Source organism: Acinetobacter sp. IRS14 (assembly GCF_034650275.1).
GTDB lineage: Bacteria > Pseudomonadota > Gammaproteobacteria > Pseudomonadales > Moraxellaceae > Acinetobacter > Acinetobacter oleivorans.
In genome coordinates this window covers 36990-58678 of sequence record NZ_JAOVFN010000008.1, presented here as the reverse complement: position 1 = coordinate 58678, position 21689 = coordinate 36990, and the positions used below count along the sequence as shown (strand labels likewise).

Annotated in this window: 27 protein-coding genes; 11 read left to right on the top strand and 16 right to left on the bottom strand. The window is 36.6% G+C overall.

Features of this window, described 5'->3' with window-relative positions; genetic code table 11:
- The first annotated feature begins 7 nt into the window (after positions 1-7).
- A complete protein-coding gene (locus ODQ17_RS09775; RefSeq protein WP_322903237.1) occupies positions 8-463 on the top strand; it encodes a hypothetical protein in 456 nt (151 codons plus the stop codon).
- Positions 464-488: 25 nt separating this feature from the next.
- Here the strand turns inward: ODQ17_RS09775 and ODQ17_RS09770 are convergent, their stop codons facing one another.
- From ODQ17_RS09770 to brnQ, 3 genes are all read right to left on the bottom strand, one after another.
- Positions 489-743 carry a hypothetical protein gene (locus ODQ17_RS09770; protein WP_004791919.1) on the bottom strand — a complete coding sequence of 85 codons (255 nt, stop codon included), beginning with the start codon at positions 741-743 and terminating at the stop codon, positions 489-491.
- A 273-nt stretch (positions 744-1016) separates the two neighbouring features.
- Positions 1017-1430, bottom strand: coding sequence for a GlcG/HbpS family heme-binding protein (locus ODQ17_RS09765; RefSeq protein ID WP_151827509.1), 414 nt, complete (start codon positions 1428-1430; stop codon positions 1017-1019).
- A 190-nt stretch (positions 1431-1620) separates the two neighbouring features.
- Positions 1621-2922: a branched-chain amino acid transport system II carrier protein gene (gene brnQ / locus ODQ17_RS09760; protein WP_322903234.1), complete on the bottom strand. Its 1302-nt coding sequence runs from the start codon at positions 2920-2922 to the stop codon at positions 1621-1623.
- A 363-nt stretch (positions 2923-3285) separates the two neighbouring features.
- Between brnQ and map the strand changes: the two genes are divergently transcribed.
- Complete coding sequence (map, locus tag ODQ17_RS09755; protein WP_013197635.1) at positions 3286-4080, top strand: type I methionyl aminopeptidase; 795 nt, start codon at positions 3286-3288, stop codon at positions 4078-4080.
- A gap of 42 nt (positions 4081-4122) precedes the next feature.
- On the opposite strand, the gene ODQ17_RS09750 is transcribed toward map, so the two are convergent.
- Positions 4123-5022, bottom strand: a complete 900-nt coding sequence (locus ODQ17_RS09750) for a LysR family transcriptional regulator (protein ID WP_005306196.1) — start codon at positions 5020-5022, stop codon at positions 4123-4125.
- A gap of 243 nt (positions 5023-5265) precedes the next feature.
- Between ODQ17_RS09750 and ODQ17_RS09745 the strand changes: the two genes are divergently transcribed.
- Positions 5266-5589: a hypothetical protein gene (locus ODQ17_RS09745; protein WP_322903355.1), complete on the top strand. Its 324-nt coding sequence runs from the start codon at positions 5266-5268 to the stop codon at positions 5587-5589.
- Between the two features lie 47 nt (positions 5590-5636).
- Here the strand turns inward: ODQ17_RS09745 and grxD are convergent, their stop codons facing one another.
- On the bottom strand, positions 5637-5978 hold the full coding sequence (gene grxD / locus ODQ17_RS09740; protein ID WP_004643080.1) for a Grx4 family monothiol glutaredoxin: 342 nt from the start codon (positions 5976-5978) through the stop codon (positions 5637-5639).
- 227 nt (positions 5979-6205) lie between these two features.
- On the opposite strand from grxD, the gene ODQ17_RS09735 reads away from it, so the two are divergent.
- Entirely contained in the window at positions 6206-7414 is a 1209-nt protein-coding gene (locus ODQ17_RS09735; RefSeq protein ID WP_322903231.1) for an aspartate aminotransferase family protein, read from the top strand.
- A gap of 51 nt (positions 7415-7465) precedes the next feature.
- Here the strand turns inward: ODQ17_RS09735 and ODQ17_RS09730 are convergent, their stop codons facing one another.
- The 3 genes from ODQ17_RS09730 to ODQ17_RS09720 form a co-directional block, all read right to left on the bottom strand.
- Positions 7466-7897 carry a CBS domain-containing protein gene (locus ODQ17_RS09730; protein WP_004791938.1) on the bottom strand — a complete coding sequence of 144 codons (432 nt, stop codon included), beginning with the start codon at positions 7895-7897 and terminating at the stop codon, positions 7466-7468.
- A gap of 144 nt (positions 7898-8041) precedes the next feature.
- Positions 8042-8416 (bottom strand): DUF2750 domain-containing protein, encoded by a 375-nt coding sequence (locus ODQ17_RS09725; RefSeq protein ID WP_322903229.1) that lies wholly within the window; start codon positions 8414-8416, stop codon positions 8042-8044.
- A 417-nt stretch (positions 8417-8833) separates the two neighbouring features.
- The gene (locus ODQ17_RS09720) at positions 8834-9067 is read right to left on the bottom strand and encodes a hypothetical protein (RefSeq protein WP_002121063.1); all 234 of its coding nucleotides are present in this window, start codon (positions 9065-9067) and stop codon (positions 8834-8836) included.
- Between the two features lie 217 nt (positions 9068-9284).
- Between ODQ17_RS09720 and ODQ17_RS09715 the strand changes: the two genes are divergently transcribed.
- The 6 genes from ODQ17_RS09715 (at position 9285) to ODQ17_RS09690 (ending at position 13587) form a co-directional block, all read left to right on the top strand.
- Positions 9285-9644: a hypothetical protein gene (locus tag ODQ17_RS09715; protein ID WP_322903227.1), complete on the top strand. Its 360-nt coding sequence runs from the start codon at positions 9285-9287 to the stop codon at positions 9642-9644.
- A gap of 104 nt (positions 9645-9748) precedes the next feature.
- Positions 9749-10075, top strand: coding sequence for a hypothetical protein (locus ODQ17_RS09710; protein ID WP_005306180.1), 327 nt, complete (start codon positions 9749-9751; stop codon positions 10073-10075).
- Between the two features lie 120 nt (positions 10076-10195).
- On the top strand, positions 10196-11308 hold the full coding sequence (ftsY, locus tag ODQ17_RS09705; protein WP_322903224.1) for a signal recognition particle-docking protein FtsY: 1113 nt from the start codon (positions 10196-10198) through the stop codon (positions 11306-11308).
- A 188-nt stretch (positions 11309-11496) separates the two neighbouring features.
- Positions 11497-12093: a nitroreductase family protein gene (locus tag ODQ17_RS09700; protein WP_009392698.1), complete on the top strand. Its 597-nt coding sequence runs from the start codon at positions 11497-11499 to the stop codon at positions 12091-12093.
- Positions 12094-12312: 219 nt separating this feature from the next.
- Positions 12313-12984 (top strand): YccT family protein, encoded by a 672-nt coding sequence (locus ODQ17_RS09695; protein ID WP_322903220.1) that lies wholly within the window; start codon positions 12313-12315, stop codon positions 12982-12984.
- Between the two features lie 78 nt (positions 12985-13062).
- Complete coding sequence (locus ODQ17_RS09690; RefSeq protein WP_322903219.1) at positions 13063-13587, top strand: GNAT family N-acetyltransferase; 525 nt, start codon at positions 13063-13065, stop codon at positions 13585-13587.
- A gap of 12 nt (positions 13588-13599) precedes the next feature.
- Here ODQ17_RS09690 and ODQ17_RS09685 read toward each other — a convergent pair whose 3' ends face one another.
- The 8 genes from ODQ17_RS09685 to ODQ17_RS09650 form a co-directional block, all read right to left on the bottom strand.
- Positions 13600-13899, bottom strand: coding sequence for a cyd operon YbgE family protein (locus ODQ17_RS09685; RefSeq protein ID WP_004791954.1), 300 nt, complete (start codon positions 13897-13899; stop codon positions 13600-13602).
- Entirely contained in the window at positions 13900-14001 is a 102-nt protein-coding gene (cydX, locus tag ODQ17_RS09680; protein WP_000270276.1) for a cytochrome bd-I oxidase subunit CydX, read from the bottom strand. It lies immediately after the preceding gene.
- Between the two features lie 10 nt (positions 14002-14011).
- A complete protein-coding gene (cydB, locus tag ODQ17_RS09675) occupies positions 14012-15157 on the bottom strand; it encodes a cytochrome d ubiquinol oxidase subunit II (protein WP_322903217.1) in 1146 nt (381 codons plus the stop codon).
- The gene (locus ODQ17_RS09670) at positions 15154-16740 is read right to left on the bottom strand and encodes a cytochrome ubiquinol oxidase subunit I (protein ID WP_005306160.1); all 1587 of its coding nucleotides are present in this window, start codon (positions 16738-16740) and stop codon (positions 15154-15156) included. Before ODQ17_RS09670 ends, cydB begins: the two co-directional genes overlap by 4 nt.
- Entirely contained in the window at positions 16740-16934 is a 195-nt protein-coding gene (gene cydP / locus ODQ17_RS09665) for a cytochrome oxidase putative small subunit CydP (protein ID WP_005306157.1), read from the bottom strand. The genes ODQ17_RS09670 and cydP overlap by 1 nt, the downstream gene beginning before the upstream one ends.
- Positions 16935-17312: 378 nt before the next feature.
- Positions 17313-17921 carry an OB-fold-containig protein gene (locus ODQ17_RS09660; protein WP_005306154.1) on the bottom strand — a complete coding sequence of 203 codons (609 nt, stop codon included), beginning with the start codon at positions 17919-17921 and terminating at the stop codon, positions 17313-17315.
- Between the two features lie 25 nt (positions 17922-17946).
- Positions 17947-18255 (bottom strand): Rieske (2Fe-2S) protein, encoded by a 309-nt coding sequence (locus tag ODQ17_RS09655; protein ID WP_003652095.1) that lies wholly within the window; start codon positions 18253-18255, stop codon positions 17947-17949.
- A gap of 16 nt (positions 18256-18271) precedes the next feature.
- Positions 18272-19276: an adenosine kinase gene (locus tag ODQ17_RS09650; protein ID WP_322903214.1), complete on the bottom strand. Its 1005-nt coding sequence runs from the start codon at positions 19274-19276 to the stop codon at positions 18272-18274.
- 237 nt (positions 19277-19513) lie between these two features.
- Here ODQ17_RS09650 and ODQ17_RS09645 point away from each other — a divergent pair, with 237 nt between their 5' ends.
- Positions 19514-21607, top strand: a complete 2094-nt coding sequence (locus tag ODQ17_RS09645) for a TonB-dependent receptor (protein WP_322903212.1) — start codon at positions 19514-19516, stop codon at positions 21605-21607.
- The last annotated feature ends 82 nt before the right edge of the window (positions 21608-21689 follow it).

The window sequence follows — 21689 nt, the reverse complement described above, 5'->3', positions numbered from 1 at the left end:
AAAAAAGATGGATTTACCGAAAGCTGTACAGTTAGCAATTGTGTTTAGTGGCATATTTTTATGGGTAGGAATGTTCACAGGTGTGTGGAAGTATTGGCAAATACGCCGTTCAGAGTTACATCGTGCCCACTATTATGTTGACATTGCTCATCGCAGTAGCTTGCTATATGCGGCTGCTAGTCTCATTCTTGCTGTATTGAGCTATTTTACTGTTTTAAATGAAAATGTTGCTTTGTGGTGTGTGTTAGCGAATATTTTCTTTTTTAGCTTTTCAATATTGGTTTATATCATACATGGATGTTTACAGGACACGACAAATCAATTCAAAACTCCCCATCGATTGGGTAGATTTAATTTACCAACGTGGATGATGTCTTTAATGATGGTGGGATTAATTGTGACTGAATTATTGGCTACAGCTATTTTAGTTATTGGAACAATTTTTTTATTTGTAGGTGTATAAAAATGGATGATTACTCATCCATTTTTTAAGAATTCAAATTTTGTTGACTAAGACGTCTTTTAGCTAGTTTTCGCATCTTATGATCGACAAAGGCCCACACACAAAATATGAAAGAAACGACCATCGCATACATAAAGTATTCGGGCTTCAGATTTCCTTTAATCATACCTTGAAACAGTAAAGTCAGCATAAGAGCAAGCGGTGTTACTCCATAAACAACTGAATCTTTGCTGTTCAGAGTGTTAATGAAGACTTGTTTGTTGAAATGTAATGATAACATCTCCATCCCTCCTTGTGGTTGCGCTAAAACCTAATGTTTTAGTCAAGAATAAGTTTTAAGTTTAATGTTGTACTGCTATTTTTGATTCAGTTCAATAGCAAATAGAAAATTTTTTGAGCAGTTTTATAAAAACCTCTATATTTATAAAGGTTTAAGGTATTAAAAAAGTAAATGTTTAATATTTTTGTATGAAATACTTATTTTTTTAGAAAAGAGAAATTATTTAAATGAAAAGTGTATTAATTTCTCTTTCCTGTGGTTTTGCTTTAGCTATTATATTTTTTTTAAAAAACTATCGATCGCATGTTGAGCAATTTCTGCATCTTCAAAAGATTGAACACCAGATACACCAATAGCACCTAAAATTTCACCTTCATAAATAATCGGTATTCCACCTTCTAACATCCCTTGAGCACTAGGCATACTTAAGAAACCAAGACGCCCACTTTTTAGAAGTTCTTCGTAAAATTTTGACGGTCTACCTGATATTGAAGCGCATTTTGCTTTTTCTAGGCATAGATGTGTAGTGAGAGGAGAAGCACCATCTAATCGTTTCATGAATAATAGAGAGCTTGTTTCATCAACAATCGCAATGCTGACTTTAAAGTTGTGTTCAATTGCATATTTTTGAGCTTCTTCCATTAAAAACTCTGCATCTGCTAATGTTAGGTAATATTTAGTTTTCATTGTTGCTCTTCTTTCCTGAGTAGCTAAAAATTATTTTAGTGTAATTTTACAGTAAAAATTAATTATATCTATAGTTGATTTGTCATTAAAAACTAGCGGGGAAATAAAATGCTGGTTGGGTAAACACAGCATTCTATTCAATATATAAAATCATGTTTGGATAAAACTCGATTTCAAAAAAGTCACTAGATTAAATGCTTTTGAATTTAACTTTGTCGATAATTACGGTAACTGCAAGAACAACTAAAGATGGGATCAACCAAGCTAAGTTTTGTTCATTTAATGGTAAATGCTGAAGGAATTCAGGTAAATAATTGCTGAAGCCTGCAACTTTAAGACCATCGATAATACCAAAAATTAAAGCAATACTTGTTACTGAGCCGACAATGAAAGAAGGCTTATGCCAAAATTTCCAGAAGAAGCTCAGCATAATCACCACAATTGCTGGTGGATAGATTGCACTTAAGACAGGTACTGAAATAGCAATCAGTTTAGTTAGGCCAAGATTCGAAATAATGAAAGAGAAACCAACTAAAATAAATACTAAAAGCTTATATGGCAATTTCGTTAACTGAGCAAAGTACTCACCACACGCACAAGTTAAGCCAATTGCTGTAACCATACATGCTAAAAAGATTAGTCCAGTTAAGAATAATGAACCCATATTTCCAAAAGCATGTTGTACATATGCATGTAAAATTACTGCGCCATTTGCTGCATTTGGTGCTACTTCATGGCTACCTAAACCTAATTTGAATAAGCTTAAATAAACTAAAGTAAGGCCAACACCTGAAATGAGACTGGCAATAATTGCATATTTGGTGACTAACTTTTTATCAGTAACGCCGCGAGAGTAAATCGCTTGAATAATAACGATACCAAATACTAGTGCACCTAACGTATCCATAGTGAGATAACCGTTTACGAAGCCCTCTGAAACCGGAGATGTGACGTAATGGTTGATCGGAGCTGGTACGTAACCTGCTGGAATCATCACTGCTGCAATACCTAAAATTGCTAAAGCAATAATTTTTAGTGGAGCAAGTACATGTCCTACAGTATCCAATAACTTGTTTGGATAAAGTGAAACTACAGTTACAAATGAAAAATAAATTGCGCTATAGATTAAAAGACTGCTACTTGAGGTTCCAAAATAAGAAGAAAAACCAATTTCATAAGAAACAGTAGCTGTACGGGGGGTAGCAAATAGAGGGCCGACTGATAAATAACAAACAACAGTTAAAATCAGACTTGCTACTCGACCTAAGGGAGAGCTAATAATTTCAATGGAACCCTGCATACGAGAGAGTGCCATGATGGTAATTACAGGTAAGCCGACGGCCGTAATTAAGAAGCCTATTGCAGCTAACCATACATGCTCACCAGCTTGTTGAGCAACGATGGGAGGAAAGATAATATTGCCAGCCCCAATAAAAAGGGCAAAGGTCATAAAACCTAAGGCAATAATATCTCCAGTACGAAGATGTTGCATAAATTAAAGTTAATAAAAAAAGAAGGAATTTTAGAGCAAAAGTAATCATGATCAAGGGCTAATTTAAGTGAAAAAGCTTTTTTTCAGGTGGTTAAAACCATATATAGTGTTATAAGCGTTTGTTTGGTTAAAGTATGTACTTGAAAAGCCATAAAAAGGAGAAAAGAACTTCTTTTTAAGTTCTGACTTTTTATAAAAAATATGTAAGAATAAAAACATAAATTTTTATTGTGAATGCCGAATATTTAAGCATTTTAAGCATTTTAGGCTTTTGGTCTGACTTATATTCATCCTAAAATATTTTGAATTACCTTAGGTTTTTGTAGGGAAGGGCATGTTTCTTGTCTGCGAGGATAGAATTGAATGAGAGCTTCTACTGTTACCATTAAAACTGAACAAGATCTGGAAAAGTTAAGAGTTTCTGGACGCTTGGCTGCACAAGTTTTAGAAATGATAGAGGCCTATATAAAACCGGGCGTATCTACTGAGTATTTAGATAACCTCTGTAATGACTATATTGTAAATAATTTAAAAGTTATTCCTGCTAATGTGGGATATCACGGTTTTACAAAAACGATATGTACTTCAGTCAATGAAGTTGTTTGCCATGGCATACCATCGCCGAATAAAATTTTAAAAGATGGCGATATTATTAATATTGATGTCGCAATTATTAAAGATGGTTATTTTGGTGATACGAGTCGCATGTATTTTGTGGGTAATGTAAATCCACAAGCAAAAAAATTAGTTGATACAACTTATGAAGCGATGGTTGCAGGTATTCACACTGTTAAGCCAGGAGCTACATTAGGTGATATTGGTTATGCTATTCAGTCGGTTGCTCATCGAGAAGGCTATAGTATTGTTCGAGAATATTGTGGACATGGGATTGGTAAGGTCTATCATGAACAACCTAATGTTTTGCATTATGGGCAGCGTGGGCAAGGTTTGGTCTTAAAGAAAGGAATGGTTTTTACCATTGAGCCAATGGTAAATGCAGGTCGACCGCAAGTGAAAGAGTTAAATGATGGATGGACTGTCATTACTCAAGATCATTCATTATCTGCTCAATGGGAACATATGGTTGCAGTAACAGAAACTGGTTTTGAACTATTGACCCCATGGCCTGAAGGTGTGGGAAGCTATCCTGCAATTTGAAAAATATAAAAAAAGTTCGATAAATTATCGAACTTTTTTATTTTAACGCTCAGAAAGATTTTCTACTAAATAATCAATAAATACTCGAACAGCAGGTAGTAATCCTCGGCGTGATGGATATACGGCATGGAATATACCGTGAGCTGCTTTCCAATCTGGCAAGATTTGTACAAGCTGCCCCGATTTCACAAAATCTTCAGCCGCTGTGTCAGGTAACAATGCAATACCACAATTTTGACTCGCAAGTTGGGCGAGCATATAGATATTTGTTCCCATTACTGTTGGGCTAACTTTCACTTTTTTCTGTTGATTGTCAGGTCCATGCAGGATGAATTGTTGATCGAGATGCTCTTCAGACAAACTTAAAATACGGTGTTCACTGAGTTGCTCAGGATTTTTTATATCCCCAAACTCATTTAAATAGGCCTGACTTGCGAATAGGCTTTGTTCTATAAGCGCAAACTGTCTAAGAACTAAACTTGGATCGTCATCCAGTTTTGAGCGAACTCGTAACGCGATATCAATCCCTTCATTAATTACATCTACTCGACGGTTACTGACCATCAGTTGCAAACGAATTTCTGGATATTTTTTTAAGAAAGCAGGTAGGATTTTTGGAAGTTGATTTTGAGCAATATCAACAGGAACGCTAACCTTCACTACACCTCTAGGTTGAATACTTAAGTGATCAACCAAATCATGGGCAGCTTGAGCAGCATTCATCATGACTTGAGCATGTCTGTAAATATCCATCCCAATATCTGTAACAGCAAAATGACGAGAACTACGTTGGATTAAGCGGACCCCCAAGTTTTCCTCTAAGCTGTAAACGCGGCGACTTAATTTTGATTTTGGTATATCCGTGACACGCTCAGCAGCACTAAAGCCACCATGCTCAACAACAAGAGCAAAACAATAAAAATCATCAAGATCGGTGAGCATTAAAATATCCTATTTCTGCAACAACCATGATTTTACATTATTATTTTTGCAACGATAATTCTTATACTAAATTTTTTGTAAGTGGGGGGTAAATTCATTACTCATTGCTAGAAATGGCTTTTGAAATTGTATTGTAATTACGTTGTAATTTTAATGTATGCATTTCAAGTAGCTTTAGATATTGTCTATAGAAGTGTTCATCATTTTCTTCTACACTATATCTTTCTCTACTTTTCAAATCTAATGCCTTATCAACTGATAGAACTTAACGATGCCTCTGCAAATATTGAGTGTCCATTTTGCAAACAAGCGATAATTGACTGGGCACAAGAGCAATATGTTCAACCATGTGAACATACTTTATTTATTGCGATGGATTTGGGGTTCGAATTTGTTGCAGATCGATTTGAAGAGTGCATGAACCAGAGTGCGGATGAGTTACACGAAGATCCAAACATGAATATTTTTGAAGCTTTGACTACAACAGGTTATGAAAATTTGATTGTTCTAAAATCTGATTTAGGTGTGGAAGGTTTATTTCGCTATGTTGGGGTAAGCGATCTTTAAAATTAAGAGCATAAAAAAGCCAATCTATTGATTGGCTTTTTTATTATTTACGCTTCTGGTGCAGCGCTATATTGTTCAACTAATGGTTTTAATTCACCATTTTGGAACATTTCTAGCATAATATCGCTACCGCCAATAAGTTCGCCATTTACCCAAAGTTGCGGGAATGTAGGCCAATTCGCAATTGCTGGTAAGATTGCACGAATATCAGGATTTTCCAGAATATTTACATATGCAAATGGACGACCAATTTGACTGAGCGCCTCTACAGCACGTGCAGAGAAACCACATTGTGGAAACTGTGGAGTGCCTTTCATGTAAAGTAAAACGGGATGCTTCGCAATTTGATCGCGGATTAACGCTTCAGTATCACGTGCTTGTTCAGTCATAAATAGATCCTCAACTAATCTAGCAGCATTATAGGGGGTGTTTATGTTGCTTTGCAAACCACCTTAATGCTTAAAGTTGCATTGAATATTCAATATTTTATTGTATAAACCGAAGTGATAGCGAAAAGCGGACGAAATTTTAGATAAATGATTGATGAGACTTTTCATCAGAGCCAGTTTTTGTTTATATAAACCCTTCTAAAAACCTCATACAGACAGAGTTCGTTATGACTGATATTACCCTAGCTCCAATACAACCTGATCAACCATCACACTTAATGGCTACTTATGGTCGCCAAGCGATCAGTTTTGTACGAGGCCGAGGGGCATATCTATATACTGAGGATGGTACAGAATATCTAGATGCTTTAACGGGTATTGCTGTATGTGGTTTAGGTCATGCACACCCAGTTATTGCAGAAGCAATTGCTGAACAAGCTGCAACCCTTGTGCATACAAGTAATCTATTTGAAATTCCTTGGCAAACTGCTGCTGCTCAGAAGCTTGCAGAGGTTTCTGGTATGGAAGAAATCTTCTTTTCAAATAGTGGTGCTGAGTCAAATGAAGGTGCGATTAAAATTGCTCGTAAATTTGGTACTCAACAAGGCGTACGTTTACCAAAGATTATTGTGGCAGAACAATCTTTTCATGGTCGTACTTTAGCAACACTTTCAGCAACTGGTAATAAGAAAGTACAAGATGGTTTTGCTCCTTTAACCAATGATTTTATTCGTGTGCCATTTGGTGATGTAGAAGCAATTCAAGAAGCTGCATTGCAGCATCCAGATATTGTTGCAATTTTGATTGAACCAATTCAAGGTGAGGGTGGTATCAATACTGCTCCTCAAGGCTTTAGCTATCTTGAAGAAGTTCGTAATATTTGTAATCAGCACAACTGGCTAATGATGTTGGATGAAATTCAAACAGGTAATGGTCGTACAGGTAAATATTTTGCATATCAGCATACCAACATTGTGCCTGATGTTTTGACGACTGCGAAAGGACTTGGAAATGGCTTTCCAGTAGGAGCAGTAATGACACAAGGTAAAGCTGTTGGCTTATTAGGACCTGGTAGTCATGGTTCTACCTATGGCGGTACTGTATTAGGTTCTCGTGTGGTTTATACGGTAATCGATACAATTCAAAAAGAAAATGCTGTAGAAAATGCGGCAATAGTAGGGCGCTATATTGTTGATCAACTTCGCACACAGTTAGCTGACAAGAATGTTCAGGTGCGTGGTTTTGGTATGATGATTGGTATTCAATTACCTAAAGACTGTGCTGAACTCGTTGCTATTGCTCGTGATCAACACAAGCTTATTATCAACGTTACAGCAGGTTCTGTAGTTCGTCTTTTACCACCTATTAATATGACTCAAGCACAGGCTGATGACTTATTAGAACGTTTAGTCGCTTTGATTAATAATTATCTTTAAGTTTCAGTATTAAAAATGGGCATCTATATGCCCATTTTTTATTTCGAATGATTAACCAGAAATATACTGCTTTAACTGTTCAATTAAATTTTTCTGGTCTTCCATTGCTGCTTTTACCAAGTCGCCAATAGAGATAAAACCAACTAATTTTTCATTGTCTAATACAGGTAAGTGACGTAAGTGGCGATCTGTCATAAGCTGTAAGCACTCTTCAACTGTGTTGTTTAGACTTACTGTAAGCACCTTAGATGTCATAATTTCAGCAACTGTAGTGCTGTATGAAGAACGTTCCATCAGTGTCACTTTTCGCGTGTAGTCACGTTCAGATAAAATTCCGACAACTTTTTCACCTTCAGCTACCACTAACGCACCAATTCCTTTATCAGCCATGATCTTAATCGCTTCAAGGACAGTGGCTTCAGGAGAAATTGTAAAAATATCTTGCTCTGATTTGTTTTTGATTACTTGTGCAACGATTGTCATTTCTTCTGTCCTGTGTTTTATCATTTTGTTTTAAATTAGCTTGATTTTATAAAAATGCAAAGACTTGATAGTCATTCAAATACAAGTTTTACACTCAAGCGTTCAAAAAGCATTCTAATAGAGATTAAGAACCTAAAGAAAACTTTAGACTCCTTGCCAGTGCGGATGTTTAAAAAAGAAATGTTGCATTTGTTGTGTAGATAATTTCAATTTGCGATGAGAAGAATTAAACAAAGCTGGTGTAACGTTGAGTCGAGTTAAGGTTGGTAATAAAGACTCGTGAAAATCTTTAGGAGTAATTCTTCTCGGTTTGTAATGTGGCCAATGTTCTTTAGCGTAGCGGTGAGCTTGCAATCCATTGAGCCAAAAAGGAAAAATAAAGTCTTCTTGATCTGATTTAATTGCCCAGCCCTGATGAAATAATCCCCAGAGAACTCCGCAATACATCATCGTTCTTAAAATATAAATTTTAATCATCAAGTCTTTTGAAACCGGTTGCAGATTGCTTAAACTATTCATTGTAAATTTAATGGTTCTTAACTTATCTTGCTTATTATAGAAAAATCAGATGACATTTCAGTTTAAACAGGTATCAAATCGTAAACAAATATTCCCAGCTATAAAAATACCACTTAAAAACGTCAAAAAGATTAGGACTTTGACATTAGCGTTAGACAAAAGAAAAGAAGTGCGTAGTAAATTATATTTATAGAATGTTTTTACGGATATAAAAAAACGCCACCTGAGCAAGACAAAGCGACTAAAGCTTTGGTGAAGCGCAAGAAAAGATAAGGGATGAATTGGTTTATATCAAATTTTTACAGACATAAAAAAATGCCACCTGAGCCATGACTGAAGTGGCGAAGTAAGGCTTTAGATAAATTGATAACTTTGGGTCTTTACGGGTACAAAAAACGCCACCTAAGTGACGTCTCTTTATGCTTGCATTGTGGCTAACTTTTGCCAATATTGTGCTTTAAGTGAGTCACGTTCAACACGGAAACCTTGATAATACAATTCTGCTAAGAATAGAGCGGCTTTACCATGCCCAGCGCGAGCAACTTCTTCTAACTGTGCCACCGCATCTTGGAAATTCATTTGAGAGTGAATTGTGTTTACTGCAGTTGCATATACATGTTCTAAATCATGATGAGAGATACGTTGAATCATATAAAACTCCTTATTGTAATTATGATTACTTTTTTCTAAAGGCCACTGCCTTTAAATTAATTTAACTTAGAATTATTAAACTAATATTACAAATTGATGGATTTGTCAACTATTTGCGCATTTCACTTAGTTCACTATTAGGATACATGATTAAACATTATTCACAAATAATTTTGATTAAAATCAATATGAGAATAAAAGACAAGGAGAATAAAATATGACAAATACAATCGACGGCTTTGTTTTTGATACGCCTCCTAAAGAGGAACAAATCATAGAACTGGCCCATTATCACCGTAAATTATTAGATGAAGCTATCTTTCATGAGGAAATCCATTTAGGGGATTACTGTCTAGCACAGCGTAAAAGGGTGTTTGATTTTGCTGGTCATTTGGAACCCGCCCAAAAAAACTGGTTTTATCAAGTTTATGATGGGGAGCTTCGAAAAATTGCTGATGAAGATGAATTGCATCCAGCAGATGCAGAAGAAGGGTTAAGTATTTTTGCTATGTTTTTAGTCTTGGTGATTATTGCGGCAATTTTATACTTTTCCGTCATTCGTTCACTAATAGGTTAAGCAAACTCATACTATCCAGTAAGGTATGATTATTAACCTTACTGGATGTTTGATCTTGTACTTATGAGTATTGAACCCTACACTACACTAATTCGAGGTAGGTCATGCTCATATTCAAACAAAATTTTCTTAAATTAAAGTCTGAGTTAAAAGTTGATCAATGTTTTAACCTGTTTGTGGTTATTGTCATTGGCTGTATTTTTGTGCTGTCATATTTAGCATTACTTCGGCCTATTAGTCCGGATCAATATCAACGAATTATACAACTTTCTCATCAGGCTACTTATCCAAGAACTCAAGACATGGCTGAGTTGCTTATAGCTCAGTCAGAAATTCATCGGGCAGATTATTTAAAGTTAATGCATGCTTACCAATTTGAGGGTGCTCATATTAAGCAATATCCAGCACTCGCTCAGGAAGATACGCAGTAAATGGGTTAATCAGGCTAAATCTTGGTTTCCAAAGCTTTTTGAGCACTATTGTGGCAGGCAAAATTTTGAATTTATGCTAAACTTTATCTTTTTAAACGCGCTGCTTTTCAAGGAATCCGCATGGAGCAACAATCGAATATGCAAAATAAATTCTTGATAGATGCTGAGATCGGTGATGACGATGTCACATTACCTAATTTACCTGCTATCGATGTTCCCATCGTTGAATCTCCTGTTAAATCGCAAGAAAATATGGAAGCAGCCAAAGTTGAATTAGCTTCTACAGAAACTGCGGTTGAACAACCAAAAACTGGTTTTTTTGGCCGGATGAAAGAAGGGTTAACCAAAACTCGTCGTAATTTCGCTGATGGTATGGTCAATATCTTGATTGGCGGAAAAGAAATTGACGATGAGTTACTCGAAGAAGTAGAAGAGCAATTATTGGTTGCAGATATTGGTGTTGAAGCTACTAAAACGATCATTACCAATTTAACAGAGCGTACAGCTCGTGGTGATTTGATCTATTCCCACTCTTTATATAAAGCGTTGCAAGAAGAGTTGGTTGCTTTGTTGGCCCCACGTGTTAAACCTTTACATATTGACCCTAACAAATCGCCTTATGTAATTTTAATGGTTGGGGTAAATGGTGTTGGTAAAACCACAACTATTGGTAAATTAGCGAAACGTTTGCAAGGTGAAGGTAAAAAAGTGATGTTGGCTGCTGGGGATACGTTCCGTGCTGCAGCGACAGAACAATTACAGATCTGGGGTGAACGTAATGATATCTCTGTGGTAGCTCAAGGTCACGGAGCTGATAGTGCTTCTGTTATTTTTGATGCTTTTGAAAGTGCTCGTGCTAAAGGAATTGACGTATTAATCGCAGATACGGCAGGTCGTTTACATAATAAGAGTAACTTGATGGAAGAACTCAAAAAAGTTAAACGTGTGATGCAAAAAATTGATGCAACTGCACCTCATGAAATTATGTTGGTAGTAGATGCGGGTACAGGGCAAAACGCGATTAACCAAGTGCAAGAGTTTGACCAAGCTGTGGGTTTAACTGGTATTACTATTACCAAACTGGATGGGACTGCGAAAGGTGGCGTGCTCTTTAATATTGCAAGTCGTACCCATGTGCCAATTCGTTTTATTGGTGTTGGTGAAAAAATTGATGATTTAAGACCATTCTCGGCGAAATCATTTGTTGCTGCACTGTTTGAAACTGATAAGTAAAACGGTTGTTAGCATTCAAAAGCTTCACTAAAACGTGAAGCTTTTTTTATATGTATATCTTTTTTTATTGTTGCGAAAATAAAACGAACTGTCATATTTTTAATGCTGATTATGAAAAATGACTTTAATACACTGTATTCATTCCCAAACAACGGCCCTTGGTCAATCAATAGGTAGGAAATAACAAAATGTCTACTTTCTTAGATAAAATTAAAAATCGTCGTACTATTTATGCAATTGGTAAAAATGTTGCATTAGATCGCACAAAAATCGAAGAAACTATTCGTGAAGCGGTTAAACATAGTCCTTCAGCTTTTAACTCGCAATCTTCACGTGTGGTGACACTATACGGTGAATCACATGCTAAATTCTGGAATTTGGTTCGTGAAGCATTACGTAAAATTGTTCCTGCTGAAGCTTTTGCTGGTACAAACACAAAAATTGATAGCTTTGTAGCTGGCGTTGGTACGGTTTTATTTTATGAAGACCAAGCTGTTGTTAAAAGCTTACAAGAGCAATTCGAATTATATGCAGATAACTTCCCAGTATGGTCTGAACATTCAAGTGCGATTGCTCAATTCGCAACTTGGACTGCGCTTTCAGAGCTTGGTTTAGGTGCATCTTTACAGCACTATAACCCGATTGTTGATGCTGAAGCTGCTGAAGCTTTTGATGTTCCTGCAACTTGGAAACTACGTGCTCAATTAGTATTTGGTTCAGTTGAAGCACCAGCAGGCGAAAAAGCATTTATTAATGATGCTGATCGTTTCAAAACTTTCAACTAATTGAAAGTTAAAAAAGAGTACCTATTTAGGTACTCTTTTTTTATGTGTTTTTTGAATTAATAAAAAGGTTAAATCAACACAAATTGATAAAATTCAAATGTATATTTAATAATAATAAATCGAAAAATTAATGGGTCACTGCACTGTCATAAAATAGTCACAATCATATTGCATATTGCTCATGATTTCATAGCTTATCAAATATAGAGAAAGAGACAGATGACTTTAAGATTAGGTGTTGCTGCAATTGGTTTATTACTCAGTAGTTCGGTATTTTCAGCAGTTACAATTACAGCGCCAGAGGAAATTGTAATCCTTGCTGTGAATGGTCAAGAAGTCAATTCTGGGTTATTTCGTTCATCTAAAAATAATTATAAAGTTGATGCGGGTGAAACTAGCTTAAGCGTGCGCTATCAAGAATATTTTGAACATTTAAATGGTGAGCATGACATTGTTAAATCGGGTGTAGTCACAATTCAAACGCCTGCATTGCAAGATGGGAAAACTTATAAGCTTTCGATGGTAGATGTACCTAAAGATTATGAAAATGCGAAAAAATATGCTGAACAACCAACAGTTGCTTTATACAGTGCAAATAATGAATTAATTGTGAAACAAACGGGCGCAAACAATGAAGCAAAGCCATGGTTTGCAACCAGCTTGTTGGGTAAAGTAACTGACTTTACAACTAAATCATCTAAGCCACAGCCTGAAGCAGTGTATGCATCGGCTAAACCTGCTTCTGCTCAAGTTGTTGTCCCAACTGTAACGTCTATGGCAGTAACAGGTGGAGCACAAACGAATGATCAACGTTTAGTTGAAACTTGGCAGAAGGCTTCTAAAGTCGAGCGTCAAAAATTCATGGCGTGGTTAGCTGAACAATCAAATTAATTAATTGCTATTTAAAATAAAGCCGATTTAATATCGGCTTTATTTTTATAATTTTTATAAATAGCCTAAGTATACTTTATGAATAATTTAAAATTTCGTTTATTTTCATTTGCCGATATTCCACAGCTTGTAGATTTAATTAATAAGTCTTATCGGGAACAGCAGGGTCGAAGTTGGACAACAGAGCTAGAGTGGGTAAAAGGACTACGTATTACAGAGCATCAATTAGAAGAACAACTACAACTTAGGAATTCAACATTATTGATAGCGGAAACTGAATTTTCTAAAATTGTTGCGTGTATTGGGCTCACATTTGAAAATAGTCAGGTTGAGATTGGAACATTCTGTACGGATCCCCAAGTTCAAAATATGAGAGTAGGTCGGTCTGTTTTAGAATATGCAGAGCAATATGCATTGAAAGAAGATCCACATCTGACCAACGCTGTAATGTATGTACTTGATGTCCGTTCTGAGTTGATAGCTTATTATGAAAGACGTGGATATGTGAAAACGGGAAATGAACAGTCATATCCAGTTGATGCAAATGTAGGTGTGCCAAGGGTGCCTATTAAGTTGGTTGAAATGAAAAAAGACCTCATTTGAGGTCTTTTTGATTTAGGTTAGAAACCAGATGTAATAGCCTAAAAGCATGAGAGGCCAAGCCACCCATGGGCTAAATAGCCATTTCCATAGCCAGAAGTTGGGTACGAAACCCACTCCATAAATAAAGCCACCAGAAATACCAATCATCACCAGCATAAGCTGGCTATGATTGTAGTGTCCATTAGCATCTAGCATGAGTGAAGGATAAACCAACAAAATTGCAGCAAGAGGCAATGCCAACAGAAAAGAAAGGGCCATTGCAAATGCTTGAGCTTTTCGATGATTTGATGCTGTCATTGCTTTTGCCATCATTTATTCCTCATCTAAGTTTTGATGATGTTCGATATAAAGTGCACTGAGTACACCCGCAAAACATGCCATCAAAATGCCTAGGATCCATGCGAAATACCACATTGTGTTCTCCTTAATACAAGCTATGCGAGTTTGACTCGATGTGTTTGTTGGTAATGACTCCCCACATTTTGTAATAAGACCAACTGGTATAGATCAAAATAAGAGGAACAAAAATGCAGGCAGCAACCGTCATAACGCCTAAAGTAAGGTGACTTGAGACAGCATCCCACATCGTCAAGCTCGAGTTGGGATTAATACTAGATGGAAGCAGGAACGGAAATAAGGCAAAGCCAGCAGTTAAAATTGCTCCAACAATCATTAAACTTGTGCCAGTAAAACTTAAGCCCGCTTTTGCTTTTGAAGATGCAAAAATTGCAATGATGGCGCCTAATATTGCAAGAACTGGAGCAACTTTAGTCACTGGATAGGTGCTGTAATTATTCATCCAACCAAGATTGCTATTAGTCACCACTTCTTTAGCTAAAGGGTTGAGTGCAGCATTTGGATCTATGGCAACAGCATAGCTATAACCAGGAACTTGCCCGAAATAGAGCCACGCTCCAATCACAAGGAAACAAATTAAAAATATAATTGCCATAATTTGAGTAGCTTTGGCAGAGCGTTGTTTTAAAGCTTCATCTGTGCGCAACATGAGCCATGCACCACCATGTGCACAAAGCATAGATAAACTCACAACACCACAAACTAGGGCAAATGGGTTCAGAAGAGCAAAAAAGCTACCAGTATATTCAGAGCGTAAAGTATCGTCTAACCCGAATGGTAGTCCTAGAAATAAGTTGCCGAACGCTACACCAAACACAAGCGCTGGAACGGCACCACCAATGCACAGGCCCCAATCCCAAGAATTACGCCACTTTGTATTATCTAGTTTAGAACGATAATCGAAGCCGACTGGTCTTAGGAAAAGTGCGAATAAAACTAATAACAGTGCCCAGTACATTCCAGAGAAGGCAACTGAATAGACCATTGGCCAAGCAGCAAATAGTGCACCGCCCGCCGTAATAAACCAGACCTGATTCCCATCCCAGTGTGGTGCAATCGTGTTGATTGCAGCACGGCGTTCGCTATCGGTTTTTCCAACGAAAGGCATGAGAGCCATAGAACCCATATCGAAGCCATCAGTCAGAGCGAAGCCGATCAGAAGTACGCCAACTAACACCCACCAAATGATTTTTAATAATTCATATTCAATCATGATAAGGCCTCCCCATTAACAGCTGTTTTCGGTTCTTGCTTTTCAAAATGATATTTGCCAGTGTGCAGAGAACTTGGCCCTAAACGAGCAAACTTGATCATTAAATACATTTCAATAATTAAAAGAGCTGTATAGAACGCTGCTAAGGCAAGAATCGAACCCCATACGTCACCAGTACTTAAACTAGAAGTAGATAGGTGGGTTGGTAAGATTTCACCAATTGACCATGGTTGACGACCGCCTTCAGCTACATACCAACCAGTTTGTGCAGCAATCCAAGGAAGCGGCAGAGCAAACAATGCATATTTAAGTAACCAAGGTTTGTTTTCAGCATTTCTTTTTGCTACCGCCCAAGTCGCTAAAATGAAAAGTAATAGCATTAAGAAGCCAGAGGCAACCATGGCGCGGAAAGAGAAAAATAGCGCTGTAACATTTGGAACAGTATCTTTTACAGCAGCTTTAATATTTTGCTCGCTTGCATCAACTACATTTGGTGCATATTTCTTAAGAAGTAGGCCATAACCTAGATCTTTTTGATTTTTCTCAAAAGAAGCCAATAACTCTGGTGAGCGATCTCCTGCACGTAATTTTTCAAGTTCAGCATAGGCAAGCATACCGTTACGAATACGAACTTCATGTTGTTGCATGAGGTCTTTAAGACCAGTAACTTCTTTGGTTGTTGAGCGAGTTGCAATTAAACCTAATGCATATGGAATTTTAACTGCATAATCTGTCCGCATTTCTTCATGATTTGGTACGCCAAACAAGGTAAACGGAGCAGGAGCAGGGTGAGTATCCCATTCGGCTTCAATCGCAGCGAGTTTAGTTTTTTGAACATCACCTAGCTCATAGCCAGATTCATCGCCTAACAAAATCACTGAAAGTGTAGATGCAAGACCGAAAATTGCAGCAATTGCAAATGAACGACGTGCGAAAGGTAGATCACGTTTTTTAAGCAAGTAGTAGCTTGAGATAGCAAGAACAAAAATTGCACCAGTTACATAACCCGCAGATACAGTGTGGACGAATTTAACCTGAGCTACAGGGTTAAAGATAAGCGCGCCGAAATCAACTAATTCCATACGCATCGTTTCAAAGTTAAATGCAGCACCTACTGGGTTTTGCATCCAACCATTCGCCACTAAAATCCAGAGCGCTGACATGTTAGAACCTAGAGCGACTAACCACGTTACGCCTAGATGTTGAACCTTAGTTAACCGGTCCCATCCAAAGAAAAATAGACCTATAAATGTCGATTCAAGAAAGAATGCCATAAGGCCTTCAATTGCTAATGGTGCACCGAAAATATCACCTACATAGTGTGAGTAATAAGCCCAGTTTGTTCCAAACTGGAACTCCATTGTTAAGCCAGTCGTAACCCCTAAAGCAAAGTTAATACCAAATAATTTTCCCCAAAATTTAGTCATATCTTTGTAAATTTCTTTACCAGAAATGACATAAGTGGTTTCCATGATGGCAAGAATAAATGCCAAACCTAAAGTTAAAGGGACGAAAAGAAAGTGATACATTGCGGTCATTGCAAATTGAAACCGCGAAAGATCAACCACGCTTTCAGAAATCATCAACGTGTCTCCTTAATGTTGGAAATGTTATCGCCAGCAATATGCTCAGCGACCTGATTGTCGAAATTTTTGGGGATGGTGGGAGCATCAAACCAAATATGTTTAATCGTTAAAAGAAGCACTATTTTTATTATTAGAATAATAGTGATTTCTTTAATTAAACGACTATTAAGATTTTTAAAATAAAGGCTCATATATTAAACCTCATTTGATAATAATTTTATTATTAATCAAAACATAATAAAAATAAACATTAAATATATTTAAAATGAATATTTAAATAATTTTTTTATATAAAACAATGATTTATTGTTTTAAAATAAATATCATACTAAAATAGTTTGAATTAATTATTAATTCCTACTAAAACACTTGTAAATAAAAATATAAAGTTTATTAAAATAGTTTGTTTTAATTTAATACCAACTAAAATGGTTGTATATAATATTTATTAAATTTATTTCCAACTAAAGTGCTCGGGATAATAAATATTAATTAAGAAAGAAAATAACAAAATGCAGGCGTAATGAAGCCTGCAAAAAGTGATAAGAAACTACACGAATAATTAAGAGTTAATCGGGTGCAAAAAGATCGTTGGATACAGAAATTTTCTTAGCTACATAATGGCTTTTATGCACTCTGACAAGAATAACTTGAGAGTATAATTCGAGTTCGCCGTACTCTGGTTCTACTTGAACGTAGTGTAGCTGACCAAATTCATCACGCACGCGAGCTTGGGCAGAAAATCCAGGTCTGGCATTACCACTAGAAATGGTTGCTAATCGGCCTAAAAGGTTATAGTTAGTATGAGTGAGCTTTGGTTTAATCACTTGGTCAAGGCAGTGAATCATGAACACAGTAAAAAAGATTGCGATCACAAGTGCAGGGACGATTAAATAAAATGGGGAAATAAAATAATGTTGTATTGCGAAGAAAGAGAGTTGTAAAAAGTAGCCTGCATAACTGAAATTGATGAGTAAAAAAACGAAAATTAGAGCTTTAGAAAATTTAACATTAAGTAGCGGTGAATTAGAAAGCCAATCGGGTGCAATTTTTTTGAGTAATTGGCTTGGACGGAGTCCAATATACATACCAATGGTTTCTACCACGCTGAGCAATATCAAAGCCACTACACTTAAGTGAAATGGCATAAGATAATAATTGAAAAAGAAATCAGCCATGGCAGAAACTCTAATGTTTATAGCTTCAGTCTACGATATAGATACCGCCATCTGAATGAACTTTAAGCTCAACTTTATTCAAAAAATCGCCTAAACATGGTCCAGAAATACATTCACCTGTTTCCACGGTAAATAAAGCACCATGAGTAGAGCATTGGATGTACTCTTGATCTTGGTCAAGAAATTGATTTTCTAAATACTCAAGCTCAGTTTGCAAATGAGGGCATAAATTCTGATAAGCATAGAATGCGCCGTCACGTTGCGTAACGAAAATAGTCGTTCCTTGTAAAGTGTCAAAAGCTCTAGCTTCACGCTCAGGAACTTCTTCCGTCATACAGATCCTTTCCATTTCAAGCACATTCCTTCTGAAAATTTTCAAGAAGTTTAGCATAATCATTAATTGCTAAACGTGGACCAAATTGAGAAACAACCTCACTCGAAATTAAGACAGCTAACTGTGCAGCAGCATTTAAATCTTGATGATGGTTGAGGGCATAAAGGAATGCGCCTGCAAATGCATCACCTGCACCATTTGTATCAACTGCTTCTACATGTCGTCCTGCAACGTGGAAATGTTGGGTAGGGTTAGAAACTAAAGCACCTTTAGCACTTTGTGTAATGACTACTGTATGATTTTTAAAACGTAATTGAGCAAGAGCCTCTTCTACAGATGTTGTATTTGTATACATTAAGGCTTCTTGTTCATTACAAAATAGTAAATCTACGCCATCATCCATAAGTTCTTCCAAGCCTTCGCGAGCGTATTGCACCATCGCAGGATCTGAAAGAGACAGGGCAATTTTAACACCATTTGCTTTTGCAATTTCTCTTGCTTGTTTTACAGCTTTACGCGCTGTTTCACTTGTAGAAAGATAACCTTCAATATAAAGCCATTTTGCTGTTTTTAATGGTTCAAAATCAATTTGATCTTGAGAGAGTTCAGCAGTGATACCTAAATAGGTGTGCATCGTACGTTCAGAGTCCGGGCTAATGAGTACCATGCAAGTACCTGTCACACCTTCACTGATCGATTTTGGAGTAGTCTTAATGCCAGCTTCATTTAGACCTTGCAGATAAATTGAACCTAAATCATCGTTACCAACACGGCAACCATAGAAAGCAGTTCCACCTAATGCACTGAAAGCCACGGTCGTATTTGCTGCTGAACCACCACTCGCTTGACCTTTGTAGTCTTGGTGCTGTCTTAACTCTGCATAAAGAGCAGATTGAGTGTCACCATCGGACAACTGCATTGTGCCTTTTTGCAAGCCTTGTTGATTCAGAAAATCATCAGACACTTTAAATTCTTGGTCGATTAATGCATTACCAATTGCAAAAAGATCTACAGTTGCCATATGTGTTGTCACAAATAAAAAAATCAGGTTGCTAAGTTTACACCATTGCTTGGATTTGCTGTAGTTTGTTGAATAAAATTCAGTTAATTCAGAGATTAATGGAAAATTATTGTTTAACTAAGCTATTGAAATGCTACTTTTAATAAATATTATCAATTAATAATGATTCTTGCTAATATTTACAAATATAGTGTATTTCATTGAAACTTCGCATGAAATTTTTCGTAGCGAACTTACATGAAGCGTTCTATTTTATTTATTTCATCAGTTGGGGTTATGACGAGCCATGTATATGCCGTCGAGGCAGAGCAACAGGCTGTAACCAATCTTCCAACAATTTCAGTAAAAGCTGAAAAGGAACAAAGCTTAAAACAAGAAGTGGGACAAGCATCAACTGCAACTAAAGGACTTATGCAATTAAAAGATGTTCCTCAGATCGTAAATGTGGTGCCTAAACAAGTTTTAAGAGAACAAACTGTAACTTCAATGCAAGGTGCTTTGCAAAACGTTGCTGGTCTAAGCTTTAGTGTGGGTGATGGACAACGTGATCAGGTCATGATTCGTGGTTTCTCTGCAATCACAGATAACTATGTAGATGGTATTCGTGACGATGCATTGTATTTTCGCGACATGTCGAATGTTGAACGTATTGAAGTATTAAAAGGGCCTGCTTCTGTATTATATGGACGTGGTTCTGCGGGTGGATTAGTTAATAAAATTAATAAGAAACCAATGGACGAATCTTTGCGCGAAGTCAGTCTTATTGGTGGTACAACAGGGCAACGTCGTGCAGAAGTCGATGTGAATGAAAAAGTAGCAGAGAATGTTAAGGTTCGTTTAACTGGAGCAGTTGAAGATTCAGATGGTTATCGTGATCAGGCCTTTTTAAAACGCCAAGCGGTTGCTCCATCTTTACAATGGGATATTTCAGACAAGACGAAGCTTTTAATTCAGGCTGATTATTTGCATGATGACCGTTTAGCAGATCAAGGTTTTCCGACAGATCCAATTACAGGTAAACCAGTTAAAACAAACCCAAAAACTTTTTATGGTGCGTTAAACGGTAAAGAGGTTGGTGATGTTGATACTGAAATTTCAAGCCAAACCATAAGTTTAGATCATGAGTTTAACGATAATCTAAAATATCATGGCGCAGTTCGTCACTATAACTATTCATTAGACCGCCAATATAGTGTTGATTCACATCAAAAATTACCAGCTGATAAAATCCAATTGACTCAAAATAAACGTTTGCGTAATGAAGATGGCGTATATGTTCAGCAAGAATTAAGTAGCTTATTTAATACTGGTTTCTTAAAGCACAATACCTTAATTGGTGCGGAGTATAGTAAGCAGCACAAAGATGAAATACTTTGGCAAGGTGCTAAAACAATCACTGATTTGTATAACCCTAAATTAGAATATTGGGCGCCTATTAATACAGGGACAACAGTTGCAAGTAATAATAATAGTAATACCTTTGAAAACTACGGTATCTATTTACAAGACTTAATGACAGTTACAGATCAGCTGAAAGTTTTAGTTGGTCTGCGCTATGATAATTTGTCACAAGATCGCAATGATAAAGTGAAGTCTCAAATATTAAATAGAACTGACAACACCTATTCTCCAAGAATCGGGGTGGTTTATCAGCCAGTAAGCAATATTTCACTCTATACTTCTTATAATCGGTCTTTCCAGCCTTTGGCTGATTCATTTGTTTTATATAAAAACAGTGATGATTTGAGTCCAACAAAAACCGAAAATATTGAGGTTGGTGCAAAGTGGGATGTAAATGATCAATTGAATGTAACTTTGGCTTTGTTTGAAATGAGCCAAACAAATATTCAAAATCAAGACCCTACAGATTCAACACTAGCAGTATTAGCAGGTGAGCAAAAAACCAAGGGTGTTGAGCTTTCATTAACAGGACAATTAACTGATCAATTATCAGTATTAGCTGGCTATTCTTATATGGATGGTAAGATTGAAAAATCCGCTATTGGACTGACAGGCAATCGTTCTGCGCTTACGCCAAACAATACTGCTAACCTATGGTTAAAATATCAAATTAATGATCATTGGTATGCGGCTGTAGGCGGACGCGGTGAATCATCACGTTTTAGTGCGCCAGATAACAAGAATGTTTTACCAGGTTATGCTGTTGTAAATGCAGCATTAGGTTATCAAAGTGAACGTTACGATGTGAACTTCAACTTAAATAACCTGTTTGATCGCGATTACTTTGTTTCGGGGCATAGCGGAGCCAATGATTCAAACATGATGGGTGATCCACTGAATGCCCAAATTGCACTTCGTTATCGATTTTAAGTAAAAGTTTTTCTAAAAGCTCATCGACTTGATGGGCTTTTTTATTTATTGGTTAATATATAAATAGAATTAAAAGCTTTTG